Source organism: Bradyrhizobium sp. ORS 111, assembly GCF_045571485.1.
GTDB lineage: Bacteria > Pseudomonadota > Alphaproteobacteria > Rhizobiales > Xanthobacteraceae > Bradyrhizobium.
Genome location: NZ_CP120701.1, coordinates 5409634 through 5427179, shown reverse-complemented (window position 1 = coordinate 5427179; position 17546 = coordinate 5409634). Strand labels below are relative to the sequence as shown.

General features: G+C 63.9%; 15 protein-coding genes. 9 read left to right on the top strand and 6 right to left on the bottom strand.

Annotated elements, in window-relative coordinates:
* Nucleotides 1–72: 72 nt before the first annotated feature.
* Both P6U30_RS25120 and P6U30_RS25115 read right to left on the bottom strand, forming a co-directional pair.
* Nucleotides 73–1653 (bottom strand): fatty acid--CoA ligase, encoded by a 1581-nt coding sequence (locus P6U30_RS25120; RefSeq protein WP_407165565.1) that lies wholly within the window; start codon nucleotides 1651–1653, stop codon nucleotides 73–75.
* A 243-nt stretch (nucleotides 1654–1896) separates the two neighbouring features.
* Nucleotides 1897–2772 (bottom strand): SDR family oxidoreductase, encoded by an 876-nt coding sequence (locus P6U30_RS25115; protein WP_407165564.1) that lies wholly within the window; start codon nucleotides 2770–2772, stop codon nucleotides 1897–1899.
* A 100-nt stretch (nucleotides 2773–2872) separates the two neighbouring features.
* Here P6U30_RS25115 and P6U30_RS25110 point away from each other — a divergent pair, with 100 nt between their 5' ends.
* The 3 genes from P6U30_RS25110 to ppc all read left to right on the top strand — a co-directional run bounded on the left by P6U30_RS25110 (nucleotide 2873) and on the right by ppc (nucleotide 8394).
* Nucleotides 2873–3685 (top strand): crotonase/enoyl-CoA hydratase family protein, encoded by an 813-nt coding sequence (locus tag P6U30_RS25110; RefSeq protein WP_407165563.1) that lies wholly within the window; start codon nucleotides 2873–2875, stop codon nucleotides 3683–3685.
* 119 nt (nucleotides 3686–3804) lie between these two features.
* Nucleotides 3805–5352 (top strand): acyl-CoA synthetase, encoded by a 1548-nt coding sequence (locus P6U30_RS25105; RefSeq protein ID WP_407165562.1) that lies wholly within the window; start codon nucleotides 3805–3807, stop codon nucleotides 5350–5352.
* Between the two features lie 234 nt (nucleotides 5353–5586).
* Nucleotides 5587–8394, top strand: a complete 2808-nt coding sequence (ppc, locus tag P6U30_RS25100; protein WP_407165561.1) for a phosphoenolpyruvate carboxylase — start codon at nucleotides 5587–5589, stop codon at nucleotides 8392–8394.
* A gap of 334 nt (nucleotides 8395–8728) precedes the next feature.
* Here the strand turns inward: ppc and P6U30_RS25095 are convergent, their stop codons facing one another.
* The 4 genes from P6U30_RS25095 to P6U30_RS25080 all read right to left on the bottom strand — a co-directional run bounded on the left by P6U30_RS25095 (nucleotide 8729) and on the right by P6U30_RS25080 (nucleotide 12623).
* A complete protein-coding gene (locus P6U30_RS25095; RefSeq protein ID WP_407165560.1) occupies nucleotides 8729–9841 on the bottom strand; it encodes an SMP-30/gluconolactonase/LRE family protein in 1113 nt (370 codons plus the stop codon).
* A 158-nt stretch (nucleotides 9842–9999) separates the two neighbouring features.
* Nucleotides 10000–10914 (bottom strand): SDR family oxidoreductase, encoded by a 915-nt coding sequence (locus tag P6U30_RS25090; RefSeq protein WP_407165559.1) that lies wholly within the window; start codon nucleotides 10912–10914, stop codon nucleotides 10000–10002.
* 150 nt (nucleotides 10915–11064) lie between these two features.
* Complete coding sequence (locus P6U30_RS25085; RefSeq protein WP_407165558.1) at nucleotides 11065–12204, bottom strand: thiolase C-terminal domain-containing protein; 1140 nt, start codon at nucleotides 12202–12204, stop codon at nucleotides 11065–11067.
* A gap of 5 nt (nucleotides 12205–12209) precedes the next feature.
* A complete protein-coding gene (locus tag P6U30_RS25080) occupies nucleotides 12210–12623 on the bottom strand; it encodes a Zn-ribbon domain-containing OB-fold protein (RefSeq protein ID WP_407165557.1) in 414 nt (137 codons plus the stop codon).
* Nucleotides 12624–12833: 210 nt separating this feature from the next.
* On the opposite strand from P6U30_RS25080, the gene P6U30_RS25075 reads away from it, so the two are divergent.
* Genes P6U30_RS25075 through P6U30_RS25050 form a run of 6 tightly spaced genes read left to right on the top strand, consistent with a single transcriptional unit; the run spans nucleotide 12834 to nucleotide 17539 of the window.
* Entirely contained in the window at nucleotides 12834–14081 is a 1248-nt protein-coding gene (locus P6U30_RS25075; protein WP_407165556.1) for an ABC transporter substrate-binding protein, read from the top strand.
* Between the two features lie 45 nt (nucleotides 14082–14126).
* Nucleotides 14127–15047: a branched-chain amino acid ABC transporter permease gene (locus P6U30_RS25070; protein ID WP_407165555.1), complete on the top strand. Its 921-nt coding sequence runs from the start codon at nucleotides 14127–14129 to the stop codon at nucleotides 15045–15047.
* On the top strand, nucleotides 15040–15960 hold the full coding sequence (locus P6U30_RS25065) for a branched-chain amino acid ABC transporter permease (RefSeq protein WP_407165554.1): 921 nt from the start codon (nucleotides 15040–15042) through the stop codon (nucleotides 15958–15960). Before P6U30_RS25070 ends, P6U30_RS25065 begins: the two co-directional genes overlap by 8 nt.
* A complete protein-coding gene (locus P6U30_RS25060; RefSeq protein ID WP_407165553.1) occupies nucleotides 15950–16693 on the top strand; it encodes an ABC transporter ATP-binding protein in 744 nt (247 codons plus the stop codon). Before P6U30_RS25065 ends, P6U30_RS25060 begins: the two co-directional genes overlap by 11 nt.
* Nucleotides 16683–17402, top strand: a complete 720-nt coding sequence (locus P6U30_RS25055; protein WP_407165552.1) for an ABC transporter ATP-binding protein — start codon at nucleotides 16683–16685, stop codon at nucleotides 17400–17402. Before P6U30_RS25060 ends, P6U30_RS25055 begins: the two co-directional genes overlap by 11 nt.
* Nucleotides 17402–17539, top strand: coding sequence for a hypothetical protein (locus P6U30_RS25050; RefSeq protein WP_407165551.1), 138 nt, complete (start codon nucleotides 17402–17404; stop codon nucleotides 17537–17539). Before P6U30_RS25055 ends, P6U30_RS25050 begins: the two co-directional genes overlap by 1 nt.
* The last annotated feature ends 7 nt before the right edge of the window (nucleotides 17540–17546 follow it).

Here is a 17546-nt window from a genome sequence, read left to right as displayed (position 1 = left end):
CGGCGCCGCTCCACTATGAAAAGCGGTGGTTATGGGTCCCGGCTCGCGCTTCGCTTGGCCGGGACGACAAGGTTAATTCACCTGCCGATCCTTTCCCGCCCAGTATGGATCGCGCAAGTTCCGCCGCAAGATCTTGCCCGACGGGTTGCGCGGCAGCGCGGCGATGAAGTCGACCGACTTCGGCGTCTTGTAGCCGGCGATGCGCTCGCGGGTGAAGTTGATGATGGCGGTCGCGGTCGCCGTCTTGCCCGGCTTCATCACCACCACCGCCTTCACCGCCTCGCCCCACTTCTCGTCGGGAATGCCGATCACCGCGGCTTCGGCGATGTCGGGGTGGTCGCAGAGCGCGCTCTCGACCTCGGCCGGATAGATGTTCTCGCCGCCGGAGATGATCATGTCCTTGATGCGGTCGTGGATGTAGAGGTAACCGTCCTTGTCCATGTAGCCGGCATCGCCGGTGCGCAGCCAGCCATCCTTGTCGATGGTCTTCGCAGTCGCCTCGGGCAGATTCCAGTAGCCGGCCATGTTGGAGCCGGAGCGGGTCGCGATCTCGCCGACTTCACCGAGCGGCAGGCGGTTGCCTTCGGCGTCAAGGATCGCAAGCTCGATGCCCGGCAGAGCCTTGCCCGCGGAGCGCATCCGGTCGAGCCCCTCGACATGGTCCTCGGGCGGCAGCGCGACGATGGTGCCCGTGGTCTCGGTCATGCCGTACATCTGCACGAAGCCGCACTTGAAGACCTCGATGCACTCCTTCAGCAGCGCCGCCGGAATCGGCGAAGCGCCGTAGAGCATGTATTTCAGGCGGGAGAAGTCGACCTGCCGCGCCCGCGGCTGCCGCACCACGAACTGCATTGCAGCCGGCACCATGAACAGCTTGGTGATGCCAGACTGCTCGAAGAAGTCGAGCACCTTGGTCGGATCGAACTCGCGGGCGATCACGCCGCGGGCGCCGTGATAGAGCCCCATGACACCCCAGCCGGAGCCGCCGATATGGAAGATCGGCATTGCGACCAGCGAGACGTCGTCGGTGGTCCACTTGTTCCAGTCGGGCTTGTCGGCCTCGTTACCGGTCTGCACCAGGTTGAGGAAGTTGGCATGCGACAGCATCGCGCCCTTCGGCTTGCCTGTTGTGCCCGAGGTGTAGAGCTGGATCGCGATGTCCTTCGGCGCGATCGGGATTTTCGGGTCGTCGCTGCTCTGTGCGTCGCGCCAGGCGAGATAGTCGGGCCATTCCGGCGCGCCACCCTCCGTCGTGATGATCATGCGCACGCTCGGCAGCTTGTCCTGGATGTTGCGAACCTGCGTGATGAATTCGGGACCGACGAACAGCACCGGAGCCTTGCAGTCGTCGACGATGAAGGCGATCTCGGGGCCCGCGAGCCGCCAGTTCACCGGCGCCATCACCACGCCGGCCTTCATCGCGCCCATCAAGAGCTCGAAATAGAAGTCGCTGTTCTTGCCGAGATAGGCGATGCGCTCGCCTTTCTTTACGCCCATCGCGATCAATGCATTGGCGACGCGGTTGGTCTTGATATCGAATTCGACGAAGGTGGTCTGGCGTCCCTCGAACTCGTAAGCCAGCGCATCGCCGCGGCTCTTGGCGCGGTCGCGCACCATGTCGGCAAGGTTCGCCGGTGGCTGTGCAGCGGACATGCTTCCCCCGTGGTATTTTGTTTTGCTTGCGCGGAGTGTGGCGGCATCTCGCGCGAAAGACAATATCGGGTGTTGTGCACGATGCATCCACACCGTCGTCCCGGCCTCGAGCCGGGACCCATAACCACGAATGTGCGTGAGGCGCGCCGCTGGAGCCACAGCCTACACAATTGCAGGCAGCGGTGGTTATGGGTCCCTGCTTTCGCAGGGACGACAGCGGCGATCGAAACGCGAGCGGTTGCCTTAGCCCCGTGCCGCGCGATCTTTCTCGTTCTGCGCCTTGATCGACTCGCGCGCCTTGGTCCAGTCGTCGTCGCTCCAGTCGCGGAGCTGATAGAAGTTGCCGCCCATCGCGAGCGCCTGAGCGCCGTCCATCGCGATGGTCTCGCCGTTGATCCAGTCGCAGCCGCCGGAGATCAGGAACACGGCGAGGTTCTGCAATTCCTCCATGGTGCCGACGCGGCCCATCGGGTTCATCGCCTTGGTCCGTGCGCCGGCTTCGTCGCCGGGCTTGATGCGCTTGCTCATGCCCTCGGTCGGGATTTCACCGGGCGCGATGGTGTTGAGGCGGATGCCGTATTTGCCCCACTCGACCGCGAGCGACATCGTCATGGCGTGGATCGCCGACTTGCTCATCGCCGACGGGACCACATAAGGCGAGCCGTTGCGCACCCAGGTCACCGTGATCGACACCACATTGCCGCGGTACTTGCCGGCGATCCAGCGGCGGCCGACCGCATGGGTCACGTAGAAAGTGCCGTGCATCACAATGTTGGCGACCGCGTCGAAGCCGCGCGGCGACAGCTCTTCCGAGCGCGAGATGAAATTGCCGGCGGCGTTGTTGATGAGATCGGTGAGGGGACCGCTGGTGGTCCAGATCGCGTCGATCATCTCGTCGACCGCCTGGGCGTTGCGGATGTCGACGCCATGGCTGACCACGCGCCCGCCATGCTCCGCCATCAACTCGGTCGCGGTCTCGTCGCAAACGCTCTTGCGGCGCCCGCAGATGTGGACCTCGGCCCCGAGCTGCAGGAACCGCGAGGCCATGGACTTGCCGAGGCCGGTGCCACCTCCGGTTACCAGAATGCGCCGCCCGACGAGAAGCTGATCGCTGAACATCGTTTCCACCCACGGGGGTTGTCAGTTAATTGGTCGATTGACTAAAACCGAACAACGGCCTTTCTGTAAAGCGCCAACGAGGACAGCGGAGGAGATTTCAATGGAAGATCGCGTTTCGATATCGATTTCGGACGGTATCGCCGACGTCCGGCTGGTGCGGGTGGACAAGATGAACGCGCTCGATGCCGCGATGTTCGAGGCGCTGGTCGCCGCAACCGACCGACTTTCCAAGGAAAAAGGGCTGCGCGTGGTGGTGTTGTCCGGCGAGGGCCGGGCCTTCTGCGCCGGCCTCGATATGGGCCGCTTTGCCGCGATGAAGGAGAAGGGCGGTAACGGGGTGCCGGGCGGCGAAAAGCGCGATCTCACCGTCCGCACCCATGGCAAGGCCAATTTCCCGCAGCAGGCGGTGTGGGGGTGGCGCCAGCTTCCGGTGCCCGTCATCGCCGCGGTCCACGGCGTCGCGTTCGGCGGCGGCTTCCAGCTCGCGCTCGGCGCCGACATGCGTTTCCTCTCACTGGATGCGCGGATGTCGATCATGGAGATCAAATGGGGCCTGGTACCCGACATGGCCGGCACGCCGATCCTGGCAAGTCTTGTTCGCGACGACATCCTGCGCGAGCTCACCTACACCGGGCGGATCTTCTCGGCGCAGGAGGCCCAGAGCTACGGCCTTGCGACGCGCGTCTGTGACGATCCCCGCGCCGCGGCGCTCGAAGTCGCGCGCGAGATCGCCGGCAAGAGCCCGGATGCGATCCGCGCGGCGAAGCGGATGCTGAACAATCTCTCGGTCGATCCGGCTGCGGCGCTGCTCGCGGAATCCGTCGAGCAGCAGAAGCTGCTGGGCAGCCCGAACCAGACCGAAGCCGTCCGCGCCAATCTCGAGAAGCGTGCGCCGCGATTTACGGATGCGTGAGCGACTTTCCGACCTCATCCGGAGGAGCTGCGCAAGCGGCGGGCCTCATGGTTCGAGACGGCGCGATGTGCCTCCTCACCATGGGGGTAGTTGTTCGAGTTGACCAAAAAGAAGAAACAATGAGCCAAACGTCCCAACTCTTCCACGGCATCATCAGCGGCGACCGCAAGCGTGATCACGCGGCAGTCGCCGAGCGCACCGACCGCATCGCGAGCGGCTTGCACAGGCTCGGCGTCAAGCCGGGCGACAGCGTCTGCATGCTGATGCGCAACGATATCGCCTTCATCGAGGCCGCCTATGCGGCGATGCGGCTCGGCGCCTATGGCGTGCCGATCAACTGGCACTTCAAGCCGGAGGAGATCAACTATGTGCTCACCGACTCCGGCACGCGCGTCCTGATCGCGCACGCCGACATGCTGCACGCGTTGCGCGGCGCCATTCCATCAGGTGTCACCGTGCTCAGCGTGCCGACGCCGCCGGAGATATTGGCGAACTACAAGATCGATCCCGATCATCTCGCGACGCCGGACTTCGCGACCGATTTCGAGTCCTGGCTGGCGGAGCACCCGCGCTACGACGGGCCGGCGGTGCCGCAGCCGCAGAACATGATCTATACCTCGGGCACCACGGGCCATCCGAAGGGCGTGCGCCGCTTCGCGCCGACGCCGGCGCAGACGGCGAATGCCGAAGCGATGCGGGCGATGATCTACGGCCTGAAGCCGGGGGCGCGCGCGATCCTGCCGGGCCCGCTCTATCACTCCGCGCCGAATTCCTTCGGGCTGCGCTCCGGACGGCTTGGCGGTGTGCTGGTGTTGATGCCGCGGTTCGATGCCGAGGAATTCCTGGCGCTGATCGAGCGCGAGAAGATCGACACCATCTTCATGGTGCCGACCATGTTCATTCGCCTGATGAAGCTGCCGGAGGAGGTGCGCAGGAGATACGACATGTCGTCGCTGCGCCACATCATCCACGCCGCCGCGCCGTGTCCACCCGACGTGAAGCGCGCGATGATCGAGTGGTGGGGCCCGGTGATCTACGAATTCTACGGCTCGACGGAATCGGGCGCGGTCACCTTCGCCAATTCCGAGGACGCACTGAAGAAGCCCGGAACGGTCGGCAAGATCTCGCCTGGCGCCGAGCTGCGCTTCATCGGCGATGACGGCAAGGAGGTGCCGCAGGGGCAGATCGGTGAGATCTATTCGCGGATCGCGGGCAACCCTGATTTCACCTATCACAACAAGCCCGAGAAGCGCGCCGAGATCGACCGCGAGGGATTCATCACCTCGGGCGACGTCGGCTATATCGATGAAGACGGCTATGTCTTCATCTGCGACCGCAAGCGCGACATGGTGATTTCGGGCGGCGTCAACATTTATCCGGCCGAGATCGAGGCGGTGCTGCATGCGGTTCCCGGTGTGCACGATTGCGCGGTGTTCGGCATTCCCGACGCGGAATTCGGTGAAGCGCTGATGGCGGTGATCGAGCCGCAGTCCGGGGTGACGCTCGACACCACGGCAATCCGGACCCAACTCAAGACCTCGCTGGCCGACTACAAGGTGCCCAAGCACGTCGAGATCCAGACCAATCTACCGCGGGAGGACTCGGGCAAGATCTTCAAACGTCGCCTGCGCGACCCGTATTGGGAACGGGCGGGGCGGAGGATCTAGCGCTACAAACTCGCTGTCGTCCCGGGCAAGCGAAGCGCGACCCGGGACCCATAACCACAGGACGTGGGATGAAGCGAGCTTGGGCCTCCGCCTTGATCAGTAACAAAGCCCAGTGGTTATGGGTCCCTGCTTTCGCAGGGCAGCTGTGTGTGCGCCGCGCAAGTTCGTCTTGCGCTGCGGCAAAAAAGTTGCACACTCCTGGGCATTGCCGGGCAGCCTCTGGAGTAGCCAGCCATGCCTCCCCAGACCGTGCCTTCCGAAACCGAAGTCCGCGTCAAGCGCGCCGAAGAAGCCAGGCTGCTTGAGAAAGCGGCTCAGGAGGAAGACGCGCGGCTTCGGAACGACATCCGCCTGCTGGGCCGCGTTCTCGGCGATACCGTGCGGGACCAGGAGGGGGCCGACACCTTCGACCTGGTCGAGCGCATTCGCCAGACCTCGGTCCGGTTCCATCGCGACGAGGACAAGCTGGCGCGGCGGGAGCTGGAGACCATCCTCGACGGCATGTCGATCGCCGAGACGCTGCGGATCGTGCGCGCCTTCAGCTACTTCTCGCATCTTGCCAACATCGCCGAGGACCAGAACAACATCCGCCAGATGCGCACGGGTGGCCCGGGCGGGGCGCCGAGGTCGAGCCTGCTGGAGCAAACGCTCAAGCACGCCCGGGACGCCGGCATCAGCCCGGCCGACCTCCGCAGCTTTTTCAAGGGCGCGCTGGTCAGCCCGGTGCTGACGGCGCATCCGACCGAGGTCCGCCGCAAGAGCACGATGGACCGCGAGATGGAGGTCGCGAAGCTGCTCGACCGCAGCGAACGATTGAAGATGACGCCGGACGAGAGCGAGGCCACCGACGAGCAGCTCCGCCGCGCGGTGGTGACGCTGTGGCAGACCAACCTCCTGCGCCGCACCAAGCTCACCGTGCTCGACGAGGTCGCCAACGGCCTGTCCTTCTACGACTACACCTTCCTGCAGGAAGTGCCGCGGCTGCATTGCGCGCTGGAGGACCGCCTGAACAAGGAAGGCGGCGAGCGGGGCGATCTCGCCTCGTTCCTCAAGATCGGGAGCTGGATCGGCGGCGACCGCGACGGCAATCCCTTCGTCACCGCGGAGGTGATGCGTGGCACGCTGCGGCTGCAATCGAGCTGCGCACTCAATTTCTATCTCGAGGAATTGCATGCGCTCGGCGCCGAGCTGTCGCTGGCAGCGCATCTCGCCGATGTGTCGGAGGAGCTGCGTAGGCTTGCTGAGCGCTCGCCCGATACTTCGCCGCACCGGAGCGGTGAGCCCTACCGGCTTGCGGTGTCGGGCATCTATGCGCGGCTTGCTGCGACCGCCGCGAGGCTCGAGGTCGAGACCAGGCGGCCGCCGGTCGGCAAGGCCGAGCCATATGCCAGAGCCGATGAATTACAGGCTGATCTCGATGTGCTGAACCGTTCGCTGATCGCGAACAATTCCGGCGTGATCGCCCGCGGCCGCCTGCGGCTGCTGCGGCGTGCGGTGGATTGCTTCGGCTTCCATCTGGCGCGGCTCGATATCCGCCAGAATTCGGCGGTGCACGAGCGCACCATCGCCGAGCTGTTCGATACCGCCAATCCCGGCATGTCCTATCTGGCGCTCGGTGAGGACGCCCGCGTCAACCTGCTGCTGAACGAGCTGCGCAACGCGCGCCCGCTCGCATCGCCCTTCGTCAAATATTCTGAGGAGACCCAAAGCGAACTCGCTGTGTTCCGCGCAGCGGCCGAGGCGCACGCGAAATTCGGCTCCGAGGTAATCTCCCAGTGCATCATCTCGATGTGCAAGGGCATGTCCGACATGCTCGAGGTCGCGGTGCTCCTGAAGGAGGTTGGGCTCATCAATCCGTCGGGCCGTAGCTCGGTCAACATCGTGCCGCTGTTCGAGACAATCGAGGACTTGCAAGGCTCCAGCGGCATCATGGACCGCATGCTGGCGCTGCACGACTACCGCAAGCTCGTCGACAGCCTTGGCGGCGTGCAGGAGGTGATGCTCGGCTATTCCGACAGCAACAAGGATGGCGGCTTCGTCACCTCCGGCTGGGAGCTCTACAAGGCGGAGATCGGTCTCGTCGAGGTGTTCGAGCGCCATGGCGTACGCCTTCGCCTGTTCCATGGCCGCGGCGGCTCGGTCGGGCGGGGTGGCGGGCCGAGCTATGATGCCATCATTGCGCAGCCCGGCGGCGCGGTGAACGGCCAGATCCGCATCACCGAGCAGGGCGAGATCATCTCCTCGAAATATTCCAACGCCGAAGTCGGCCGCAGCAATCTCGAGATCCTCGCCGCCGCGACGCTGGAGACCAGCCTGCTGCAGCCGCGACAGAGCGCGCCGCGCCCCGAATATCTCAAGGCGATGGAGCAGCTCTCGGCGCTCGCCTTCAAGGCCTATCGCGGCCTCGTCTACGAGACCGAAGGCTTTGCCGATTACTTCTGGGGCTCAACCGTGATCAACGAGATCGCGACGCTGAACATCGGCAGCCGCCCCGCGTCGCGCAAGAAGACCCGCGAGATCGAGGACCTTCGCGCCATCCCCTGGGTGTTCTCCTGGGCGCAGTGCCGGCTGATGCTGCCGGGCTGGTACGGCTTTGGCAGCGCGGTCGAGACGTGGATCGCCGAGCACCCGGAGCAAGGCATGCCGTTCCTGCAGGAGCTCAACAGAGAGTGGCCGTTTTTCCGTACGTTGCTGTCGAACATGGACATGGTGCTGGCGAAGAGCTCGATCGCGATCGCCTCGCGCTACGCGGAGCTGGTTCCCGACGTCGCATTGCGTGACAAGATTTTCGGCCGCATCCGCAGGGAATGGCATCTGTCGATCGAGACACTGCTCGACATCATGGGCCACGATCGTCTGCTGCAAGGCAACCCGCTGCTGGAGCGCTCGATCCGCAACCGCTTCCCCTATCTCGACCCGCTCAACCATGTCCAAGTGGAGCTGTTGAAGGAACATCGCGCGCAGAATCCGGACGAGCAGGTGCTGCGCGGGATTCAGATCACGATCAACGGGATTTCCGCGGGGTTGAGGAATAGCGGGTAACGTCACGCGGCATCACCAGTGTCGTCCCGGCGAACGCCGGGACCCATAACCACGACCGGTCGTTTTGTGTGAGGCTAGAGCCCCAGCCCCTCAACACAGCCAACTTCGGTGGTTATGGGTCCCTGCTTTCGCACTAGGGCATCTACACATCTTTTCCGGACCGAAAAGTGACTCTCGATCAAGGACTTGCTTGCCACTCGATGACGCCATTTCGCGAGCAGAGCTTAGCAAAAGTGCGGCGTTTCTCTGCGTTGCTAAGCTAAGTCGTTGAGAAGACTCCGGAAGACATGTAGATGCCCTAGTGCTTTCGCAGGGACGACAGTGGCGCAAGTAATCAGCAATTATGCGCGCCCTTGGTCTCCACGTAGACCGCATAGAGCGATTGGCTTGCCGTCATGAACAGGCGGTTGCGCTTCTTGCCGCCGAAGGTGAGGTTGGCGCAGGTCTCCGGCAGCAGGATCTGGCCGATGCGCTGGCCGTCGGGCGCGAACACCTGCACGCCGTCATAGCCGGGGCCAACCCAGCCGGCGCCGACCCAGATGTTGCCGTCGATGTCGACGCGCATGCCGTCCGGGAAGCCTGACTTGCCGTCCAGCGTCATGTCGATCAAGGTGCGGGGGTTGGAAAGCTTGTCGCCGTTGAGGTCATACTGCCAGACGATGTTCTTGGCGTTCGGGTAGTGCGTGATGCCGGTGTCGCAGACATAGACCTTCTTGTAGTCGTGGCTGAAGGCGATGCCATTCGGCTTGAACGGCTCGTCTGCGACCTTGGCGATCTGGCCCGTCGCGGCGTCGATCCGATAGACCGCTTCCTTCTGGTAGGGCTGGTTTGAGCCGGTGTTGGCGCGCTGGCCTTCATAGATCGAGATCGCGCCGTAGCCGGGATCGGTGAACCAGATCGACTTGTCGTTGGGATGCACGACCATGTCATTCGGTCCGTTGAGCTGCTTGCCGTTGGCCTGTTCTGCCAGGGACGTGATGGTCCCGTCGTGCTCGTAGCGGACCAGCCGCGTGCGTTCGGCCGTGATCTGCCGTCCCTCGAAATCGAACGTCGAGCCGTTCGCCTCGTTCGACGGCTTGTGGAACTGCTCGGAAATGTGGCCGTCATCGTCGAGATAGCGGAGCTGCCGGTTGGCCGGGATGTCGCTCCAGACCAGATACTGGCCCTGGGCATTCCAGGCCGGGCCCTCGGCCCAGAGGCATCCGGTGTAGAGCCGCTTGATCGCGGTGTTGCCGACCTTGGCCTTGAAGCGCTTGTCGTCGATCACGACGATATCGGGGTCGGGATAGCGCTGCGGCTCCGCGTTGCGGCCGAAGTCGCGCGCGGTCGCATCGGACGCGGCCATCGCAGTTGCAGCAAGTGCGGTTGCGCCGCGCAAAATCGTTCGACGGTCGAACGCCTTCGCGCCGTCGCCCTCGTGTTTCTCTGTGTTGCTTGAATTTGTCACGAAGTCCTCCCAGGCATTGTTGTTATGGGGAGGACAATCATGCGCCCGCAATTCTGGCACAAAGCGGGCGCGCCATGTGAAACAACCAAAGAGTGTGCCGCCCCGGCCCCGTGCGCGGTTGCGCACGGAATGGGCCGAGGCGACTTTTCATAAAACTGTCAGACCGGATCCCAGGGGAAGATGTCGGCCGAGCGGTCGAGCTTGTAGAACGACCCCTGCAGGGCCGGCATGCCGTGTTCGGCGATCGTCTCCGGCGTCCAGCCTTCGCTGCGATGCACTGAACGGATCGGACGCGACTGGCTCATCAGGAAGATCTCGTTCATGCGCACGGCGAAGATCTGGCCGGTGACATCCTTGGCGGCGTCCGAGAGCAGATAGGCGCAGACCGGCGCGATCTTCTCCGGCCCCATCTGCTTGATCTTCTCGACCCGCGCCTTCTGGGCCTCGGTCTCGGTCGGGATGGTGCCGATCATCCGGGTCCAGGCGAACGGCGACACGCAGTTCGAGCGCACGTTGAAACGGCCCATGTCGAGCGCGATCGACTTCGAGAGGCCGACGATGCCGAGCTTGGCGGCGGCGTAGTTGGCTTGGCCGAAATTGCCGATCAGGCCCGATGTCGAGGTGAAGTGCACGAAGGAGCCGCTCTCCTGCTCGCGGTAGATGCGCGCCGCGGCGTGCGAGACGTAGAACGAGCCCATCAAGTGCACCTTGATGACGGCCTCGAAGGCTTCCACGCTCATCTTGTGGAAGATCATGTCGCGCAGGATGCCGGCGTTGTTGACGACGCCGTCGAGCCGGCCGAAATGATCGGTCGCGGTCTTCACGATCTTGCTGGCCGGAATCGCTTCCGCCACCGACTCGAAGTTCGCGACCGCGGTGCCGCCGCGCTTCTTGATCTCCTCGACCACCTCCTCGGCGGGCGCCGCGCTCGAGCCGGCGCCGTCGGCAGCGCCGCCGGGATCGTTGACGACGACCTTGGCGCCCTCGGCCGCGCAGAGCAGCGCGATCTCGCGACCGATGCCGCGGCCTGCGCCGGTGACGATGATGACTTTATCCTGCAGTGATTTTGCCATGTGGTTCTCCTGTTCTGTATTCGCGGGCCGATGCAGAGCTCCACTCGTCATGCGCGAGCTTGACCCGCGCATCCATCGTTCTTCAGAGGATGGATTGCCGGGTCAAGCCCGGCAATGACGGATTGAGTGCTGCGCTCGCGCCAGCCATTGTTACCGTTGGTTCGTGAAGATGATCGTGCCGCTCGCCCCGAACATGCCGCCGACGCCGTGGCAGACCGAGATCTTGGCATTCGGCACCTGTGCCGGCGCGATGCCGCGCATCTGCCGCACGCTCTCCTGCAGTGCGTACATGCCGTACATGCCGGAGTGCATGTAGCTTAAGCCGCCGCCGTTGGTGTTGAGCGGCAGCTTGCCGCCGGGGCGGGTGTTGCCGTCGGCGATGAACTTGCCGGTTTCCTCATAGGGCATGAAGCCGAGATCGCCGAGGCCGTAGAGCGGCAGATGCGCGAAGGCGTCGTAGATCATCAGGTGATCGACGTCCTTGTGCGTGATACCGGCTTCTTTGAAGGCCAGGGGGCCCGCAACCTTGAAGGCGCGCGAACTGTCAAAGGTCTTCATCTGGCTGACCATCGGCGTTTCCACGCTCTCGCCGGTGCCGAGGATGTAGACCGGCTTCTTGGGGAAATCCTTGGCGCGGTCGGCCGAGGTCAGAATCAGCGCACCGCCGCCGTCGGTGACGAGGCAGCATTGCAGCAGGCGGAACGGATAGGCGATCATCCGCGAATTCAACACGTCGGCGACCGTGATCGGATCCTTCATGGTTGCGCGCGGGTTCTTCGCCGCCCATTCGCGCTGCACGACCGCGACCATGGCGAGCTGTTCGTGGGTGATGCCGTGGGTCTTCATGAAGCGCAGCACGGGAATCGGGAACATGCTCGGCGGACCATAGACGCCGAACGGCGCCTCGAACTGGCCGTTGAGGCTATCGGGTGGCGTGAAGCGCGGCTGCTTGCCGATCATCGACTTGCCGCTCTCGGCGTGGGTGATCAGCACGGTCTTGCACAGGCCGGCTTCGATCGCAGCGGCGGCGTGGCGGACGTGCAGCATGAAGGAACAGCCGCCGACCGACGTACCATCAACCCAGGTCGGCGTGATGCCGAGATAGTGCGCGACCTGCTGCGGCGTCTCGACCGCGGTGGCGAAGCCGTCGATGTCTGACAGTTTCAGCCCGGCATCCGCGATCGCGTTCAAGGCCGCATCCGCGTGGAGCTGGATCTGCGACATGTTGGGGATGACGCCAAGCTCGGTGGTTTCGGCCGCGCCGACGACGGCAACCTGATTCCTGCGCATTGTCCTTACCCCTTTGCCGGACGGAATACGGGAAGGGTGATTTTGTCGTCGAGCTGCTGGAAGGCGACCTCGAGCGGCATGTCGAGCTCGAGCGCCTCCGGCGTCTGCGGACAATCGATGATGTTGCTCATCATGCGTGGGCCTTCGTCGAGCTCGACCACCGCGATCGCGTAAGGCGGCGTGAAGCCGGGCGCGGCGGGACGATGATTGATGACATAGCTATAAAGCTTGCCCTTGCCGCTGGCTTTGAAGACCGAGACCTTGCGCGAGGCGCAGGAGGGGCAGAACGGCCGCGGTGGAAAGTAGACGTTGGCGCAGGCATCGCAGCGCTGCAGGAGCAATTCGCCCGCCTTCGTGCCGTCCCAGAAATGCTGGGTCTCAGGTGTCGGTTTTGGTTTCGCGCGCGCGGGCTCGGCCATGTCTGAAAATCCTCCCGAAATCGTTCCAATCTTGATGCGACATCGAACCGAGCCCCGTCAACGGTCTATACGTGTCGCGCGCAGCGGCCTGTGCCACGCGCATGCCGCATATTCCGCCCCTCGCACAATTGATAAGGCCGGCCTGCTTGTGTCCCTCCAGTCCCGCGCGTAGAAGGGCCCCGGTATCAAGTATCCGGGAGGAATGAGATCATGCTGAGGATGACCGGCGCGGCACTTGCTGCCAGCCTCGCATTTGCCACACACGCCATGGCTGCGGACGCGCCGTCGGAAATCAAGATCGGCACGCTCTATGCGTCCTCGGGGCGCTATGCCTCGATCTCGATGCCGGTGTACAGCTCGCTGAAATTCTGGGTCGAGCAGAAGAACGCCGAGGGCGGCGTCTTTGTGAAGGCGTTCGACAAGAAGATCCCGATCAAGCTCGTCTCTTACGACGACCAGAGCAACACGGCGACCGCCGCTACTCTTTATAACCAGCTCATCACCCAGGATAAGGTCGACCTGCTCGTGGCGGATTCCGGATCGGTGCTGACGGCGCCGGCAGTTGCGATCGCGCGCGACCACAAGATGTTCCTGTTCGATCAGACCGGCACCGGCGCGAGCTTCTTCTCCAAGGACAATCCCTATATCGCGCTGATGGCCGACCCGGTGTCGACCGTCTGGCCGAAGCCGGTGGCGGACTTCATCAGTCATGACGGTCCGGGCCTCGGCATCAAGAAGATCGCGATCCTTTACGCGACCAACGAGTTCACGGGAACGCAGGCCAACGCCTTCCGCAAGTTCGTCAAGGATTCGGGCGCCCCGATCGAGATCGTCTACGACCAGGGCGTTCCGACCGAGACCACGAACTACAACGTCATCATCAACAACATCAACAACGCCAATCCCGACGCGGTGATCCATTTCGGCTACGCGCCGAACGACATCGCCTTCCTGCGCAACGTCCAGGACGTCGGCATCAAGTTCAAGATGCTGTTCTCGATCTATGCCGGCCTCGAGACCGAGCTGCTCGAAAAGAATGTCGGCGCCAAGGGTCTCGAGCATGTCTGGACCTATGTGCCGCCGTCCGAGCTGGATTATCCCGTCAATTTCGGGATGAACATGAAGGATTTCCGCGCCGCCTGGGAGAAGAAGTACAGCGACGGCAAGATGGAGTTCGGCTTTAACGCGGTGGCCGGCTACACCACGGCGCTGGTCATCGAAAAGACGCTGTCGGAAGCGACGAGCCTTGACCAGATGGAGTTGCGCCGCGCGGTGTTCTCGCTCAACGGCAAGCTCAAGACGCTCGACGGCACCTTCGCGCTCGACGACACCGGCGGGCAGATCGGCGAACTGACGCCGCTCGGCCAGCTCACGGTCGACGAGCACGATCACATCAAGTTCGTCTCGATCTATCCGCACGAGACCGCGACCGGCAAGCCGGTCTATCCGGCGCCGTAATGCGGTCATCGGCGTCAATCGAGATCATCGGGGGCGAGCGGTAGCATGACCTACGCGCTCGTCGCCGGCGTGCTGTTCGGGCTGTATTTCAGCCTCGTCGGTATCGGTCTCAATCTCGTGTTCGGCGTCATGCGCATCGTCAATCTTGCGCATGGCGACATCCTGATGCTCGGCGCCTTCATCGCGGTGGGCGTGGTCGGCATCGCCGGCCTTGATCCGCTGTTCGCGGTGCCGCTGGCGTTCGTCGTGTTCGTGCTCGCGGGCCTGCTGCTGTACTGGGTGCTGGTGCCGCGGCTGCAGGGCTCGGCCAATCCGGAGATGCTGTCGATCATCCTGTTCTTCGGCCTGTCGCAGGTGATCGAAGCGATCACCACGATCTTCGCCGGCACCAGCGAACGGTCGATCCAGAGCCGGCTGCTGGGAACCGTGTTCACGACCATCAAGGTCAAGTTGTTCGGCGGCAAGGCCGGGGCAGGACCGATCCAGATCTTCGGCCAGGGCTTTCCCGCGCCCTGGGTGATCGCGGCTGTGACCAGCCTGATCGTGATCGCGTTCGTCTATCTCTATCTCTATCACACGCGGCTCGGCACACTGACCCGCGCGGTGATGTCACGTCGCGACGAGGCGCTGGCGACCGGCATCGACGTCGACCGCGTGTCGGCGACGGCGTTCGGCATCGGCTTGGGCCTCGCGGCCATCGCCGGGGTATTCGCGCCCTTCATGTTCGGCTCGGTGACGCCGGCCTTCGGCGCGGATGCGACGGTGACGTCGTTTGCGATCGTGGTGCTGGGCTCGCTCGGCAATCCGCTCGGCACCGCGCTCGGCGGCGTCGTCTACGGCGTCTGCTACATGCTGGTGCAGACCTATCTCAGTTCCTGGGCCGACTTGCTGCCCTATGTGTTGTTGATCGTGATCCTGTTGTTGCGCCCGAGCGGTCTGCTCGGAAGGCGGGTGCGCGTTGCCTAACGCATCGAAACACCTGCTGTTCATCCTGGCGCCGTTGGTGGTGGTGTTCGCACTGCTGCCCGGCGTCTATCAGAACCATCTGTTGCTGTTCAACTTCGTGATCTTCCTGATCCTCGCGCAAGGCGTGAACATCATCTATGGGTTCACCGGCTATCTGCCGTTCGGCTATGTCGGCTTTTTCGGCGCCGGCGCCTATGGCTTTGCCATCATGGTGATGCATCTGCAGACGCCGGCGGTCCTCGCGGTGCTGGTCGGCGGTCTGCTCGCAGTTGCGCTCGGTCTGCTGCTGACGCCGCTGCTGCGGCTGTCGGGAGCATATTTCGCGATCGCCAATCTGGCGGCCTCGCTTGCGGTGCTGCACTTCGTCGCCAATCCGGCGCTGGAGGGCATCACCAAGGGACCCTACGGCGTGTCGCTGACCGGCACGTTCAACCCGACGCACGCCTACTACGCGGCTGTCGCCGTGATGGCGCTGACAGTCGGCGGGGTCGTCTATCTCCGGAACTCGGCCTTCGGCCTCGCCTTGCAGGCGGTGCGCGAGGACGGGGTCTCGGCCTCGATGGCCGGCGTCAACATCGTCAAGATGCGGGTGATTGCCTGGCTCGCCTCCGCGCTGGTCGCTGGCCTCGCGGGCGGCATCTACGCCTGGTACGTTTCGGTGTTCTATCCGGACAACGTGTTCTCAGGCGAGTTCAGCATCTTCGCGATCGTGTTCGCGCTGTTCGGCGGCGTCGCCACCATCACCGGACCGATCGTCGGCGTCATCATTCTCTATGGCATCTACAACCTGATCGGCTTCACCACGCCGCAGTATTTCCAGTTGATCTATGGTCTCCTGATCATGGGATTGGTGCTGTTCCTGCCCGCGGGACTGGTGTCGCTGGCAACGCGCAGGGGGTGGTATGTCCCCTGAACGAACGCCCCTTCTCAAGGTCTCCAAGCTGGTCAAGCGCTTCGGCGGCTTCTACGCGCTCGATGGCCTGAGCTTTCACGTCGTGCCCGGCGAAATCCTCGGGCTCGTCGGTCCCAACGGCTCCGGCAAGACCACCGCGATCAACGTGATCTCCGGCCTCTATGCGCCCGATGGCGGCGAAGTGGTGTTCGACGGCGCTGCCGCCGGCGGTGTCGCCTCCCACAGACTGGTTCACCGCGGCATCAACCGCACCTTCCAGGTACCGAAGCCGTTTCTGTCGCTGTCGGTGCGCGAGAACATCCAGGTGGCGCTGTCCTACGGGCACGCCGGCGGTCATGCCGGGGTGGCGCCACCGTCGATGGCGGACTTGCTCGACGAATACCGGTTGAGGGAGGTCGCCGATCGCCCCGCGGCCGATCTCAACAGCGCACAGCAGAAGATGCTGGATCTCACCCGCGCGCTTGCGACCCGCCCGCGGTTGTTGCTGCTCGACGAACTCGCCGCCGGCCTCAATCCGGCCGAGCTCGACTGGATCGCCGGACGCATCAAGGCGCTGGCCGCGACCGGGATGGCGATCATCGTGGTCGAGCACCTCATGGGCTTCATCGAGCAGATCACCGACCGCGTCATCGTGCTCAATGCAGGCAAGGAGATCTTTGAGGGCACGCTGGCGACTGCGGTGCGCGAGCCTCAGGTGATCGAAGTATTCTTGGGAGGCGAGCATGCCCACTGACGCGGCGCCGCTTCTGGACGCCAAGGGTGTCGATGCAGGCTATGGCACCATGCAGGTGCTGTGGGGCGTCGATCTCGACGTCCGCGCGGGCGAGACCGTGCTGCTGCTCGGCGCCAATGGAGCAGGCAAGACCACCTTCCTGAAATCGCTGGTCGGCCTGATCGAGACGCGCAGCGGCCATATCAGGCTGGGCGGCGAGGACGTCACGCGGATGCGCTCGTCGGACCGCATGAAGCGCGGCATGACCTACATGTCTGAGCTCGCGGTGTTTCCCGATCTGTCGATCGAGGAGAACATCCGCGTCGGCGCCCAGGCGCTGGGGCATGCCAATCCGGGGGCACGGGTCGACGAGCTGTACGAGCTATTCCCGGTGCTGCGCGACAAGCGCCGCGATCCGGCTTCCAGTCTTTCGGGCGGCCAGCGCAAGATGCTCGGTATCGCCAAGGCGCTGTCGGCCGAGCCGAAGCTGCTGGTGATGGACGAGCCCTCGGCCGGATTGTCGCCGCTGTTCGTCAAGGAGGTGATCCGCGCCCTCACGAGCCTGCAGGGGCGGGGATTGGCGCTCTTGATTGCCGAGCAGAATATCAGTTTCCTTGACGTCGCCACCCGCGTGTTCGTGCTGGAAGGCGGACGCATCCGCTTCTCCGGCACGGTTACCGAAATGAGCGGCAATGAGGAGCTGCACCGCGCCTATTTCGGGCTGACGTGATGCCGGCAGAAGCGTTTTCGAGCGAAGTGGACATCGGTTCGCGTGAAGAAAACGCGTCAAAAAAGAAGGTCTGGGGGCCGGCGCACATGATCTGGAAATCGGCGCCGGTTCGCGCGACAATCAGCCGCCAGCCATGAAGTGAAA